Source organism: Rhizobacter sp. P2_H2 (assembly GCF_056403375.1).
In genome coordinates, this window is the sequence record NZ_JBFUFP010000732.1 from 1 (window position 1) to 2,827 (window position 2,827).

At 66.6% G+C, this 2,827-nt stretch carries 2 protein-coding genes; both read left to right on the forward strand.

Annotated elements, in window-relative coordinates; genetic code table 11:
* The first annotated feature begins 702 nt into the window (after positions 1-702).
* Positions 703-1,860, forward strand: coding sequence for an SGNH/GDSL hydrolase family protein (locus tag AC1D15_RS25430; protein ID WP_477828176.1), 1,158 nt, complete (start codon positions 703-705; stop codon positions 1,858-1,860).
* A gap of 27 nt (positions 1,861-1,887) precedes the next feature.
* Entirely contained in the window at positions 1,888-2,568 is a 681-nt protein-coding gene (locus tag AC1D15_RS25435) for an OmpW/AlkL family protein (RefSeq protein WP_477828177.1), read from the forward strand.
* Positions 2,569-2,827: the final 259 nt, after the last annotated feature.

A 2,827-nucleotide genomic window follows, 5' to 3' on the forward strand; every position in this document is an offset into this window, starting at 1 on the left:
GGCCCGTCGCCCAAACTCCCGCCACTCACTTCGTTCGTTGTGGTCAAACAGTGGGCGACAGTCAGTTCACGATCGCGCTGCGCGCGGGGCCATCAAACTGCACAGCTCCGGCGCCCCGTCCTGATTGGCGCTCCCCACACCCCCCGCCCCCGCCTTTGCCGAACCAGTGGCTTGATGCGCAGAAAACACGCGTGGCGCGCCCCGGTGACAACCGGGGCATCAATTCCCACTTGTTCGCTTGTCAAAGTCGAAGGAGCAGTGCGGTGGCACAAAGGCGCGTGGGGGGAGGCTGTGGAGCGCCAATCAGGACGGGGCGCCGGAGCTGGCTGGTTTCATGGCCCGCGTGCGCAGCACGCTTCGTGAACTGACTGTCGCCGACTGTTAGACCACAGAGAGCGAAGCGAGCGGCGGGAGTTTCGGCGACGGGCCATGAAACCAGTCAGTGGAGGGAAGTCTTCGCCCCGCCAGGGGCGAAGACCGTACCGGCCGGCGAGCCACAGCCTCCCCCCACGCGACTTTGCGCACACAAACGACCAGCGAAACATGCATTTTTCGGGGGGGAATCCGGGCTTTCCAGCAGTCCTCGGGTATCGCTCCGCCCCTAACATCCGCGCTGATCGAAAAAACGAACGGTCGTGCAGATTTGCGCGGCGTTCCCCTCGGCCTCGGGCTGGATTCACAACTGGGAAGCAGGAGACACGGATGCATCAATGGAAACGCAATGTCGTCGCGCTCGGCGCGGCGGCGCTGGTGGCCGCTTGCGGCGGCGGCGGCAGCGACACGACGGCCAAGGTCAACATCACCGCGGTGAAGGTCATGGGCGACAGCCTGGCCGACTCCGGCACCTTCGGCTTCAAGGCGACGGTGCAGGGCGCGGATTCGCTGGTGTACCCGGAGCGCGTCGCACTGAGCTACGGCATCACGGGGATGTGCAACTACTACACGCCGACGGGTGCCACCACCTTCACGCCGAACACCGCGAAGACCGGCTGCACCAACTACGCGATCGCCAGCAGCCGCATCAACTTCCCGACCGCGCCCACCTCGCAGCTGTCGGTGATCCAGCAGATGAAGGACGCGACCGCGACGACCCCCATCGGCGCCACCGAACTCGCGCTGATCGACGGCGGCGGCAATGACGCGGCCGACCTCGTGGGTGCCTACCTCAAGGCCGGCACCGACGGCGGCGCGACCTACCTGGCGCTGCTGAAAACGGAGCTGGACGCGACGACGGTGAACACCGAGGCGGCGAACGGTGCCGCGGGCCTGGCGAAACTGGGCGGCATGTACATGGTGGCGGTCGCGACGCAGTTCAGTGCGGCCATCGACACCAACATCCTCGGCAAGGGCGCGAACTACGTGGCCGTGCTGAACATGCCCGGCATCACGAACACGCCGCGCTTCCAGCTGGTGCTGGGGTCGATCGCGGCCAAGGCGGTGCAGGGCGGCGCGACCGACGGCGGCGCTGCGGCACGTTCGCAKGCCGAGGCGCTGTTCAAGGGCTGGATCGAAGCCTTCAACGGGACGCTGGCCACGCACTACGCTGGCAACGGCAAGGTGGTCGTGGTCGACTTCTACACCTCGTTCAACGAGGAGGTGGCGATCCCTGCGCAGTACAGCCTGACCAACGTGACGACGCCGGCCTGCCCGGCCACCGGCGTCGGCACGGACGGCCTGCCGACCTACACCTTCACGACCTGCACCGACACCGCACTGTCGGCGGCACCGCCCACCGGCGTGACCGATCCGAACTGGTGGAAGAGCTACGCCTTCTCCGACGGCTTCCACCCGACGCCGTACGCCCACCAGCTGCTCGCTCAGCTGATCGCGCGAAGCCTGGCCACCAAGGGCTGGCTGTAAACCCGGATGCACGAAGGAACAACAACCATGAACAAGACATTCAAGTGCATCGCGCTGGCAGGCTGCGTGGCCGGCCTGTTCGTCAGCGGCGCGGCGAGCGCGCAAACCGCCGGCTCGTGGCTGGTGCGGGCCGGTGCGGTGCGCATCGCGCCGAAGGTCGACAGCGGCGACCTGAGCGCGCCGGCCTTCCCGGGCACCAAGGCCGATGTCGACTCGAACACCCAGTTCGGCGGCGGCATCACCTACATGTGGACCGACAACTTCGCGATCGACCTGCCGCTGTCGACGCCCTTCAAGCACGACATCAACGGTGACGGCGCCATCGCCGGCGTCGGCAAGATCGGCGAGACCAAGGCGCTGCCGATCACGCTGATGGCGCAGTACCGCTTCCTGGAAGCGAGCTCGCCGTTCCGCCCATACGTGGGCGCGGGCATCACCTACGCGAAGTTCTACAAGGAGAAGGGCACCGCGGCGTTGACCGCGTTGACCGGCGGCACGAGCGCGAATCCGACGACGCTGAAGATCGACTCGAAGGCGGCCGCGACGATCGCGGTCGGCGCGAGCTTCACCTTCAATGAGCGCTGGTTCGTCGATGCGACGGTGCTGAAGACTTTCCTGAAGACGACCACGACCTTGTCGACAGGGCAGACGCTCGACATCAAGCTGGACCCGCTGACCACGGCGGTGTTCGTCGGCTACCGCTTCTGATCGGAGCGTTGTCGGGGAAAGGCCCTGCCGTCGCGAGACGGCAGGGCTTTTTTGTTGGACGGGTCTGAACTCGTTCGGAGGTGCAGTTACTCAGGCCTGCATGAACTGCACTGCAACGCCGCTGCCGCTTCACGGCCAGGGTTTCAACATCAGCTCCGGGCGGGCAGGCGGGTCAGCGGCCTGGCCGGTGCCGGTCCCGCTGCAAGGGCAGGTCACGCGGCAGCGGCGATCGGCACGACGCACGGCAGAACCCGTGATC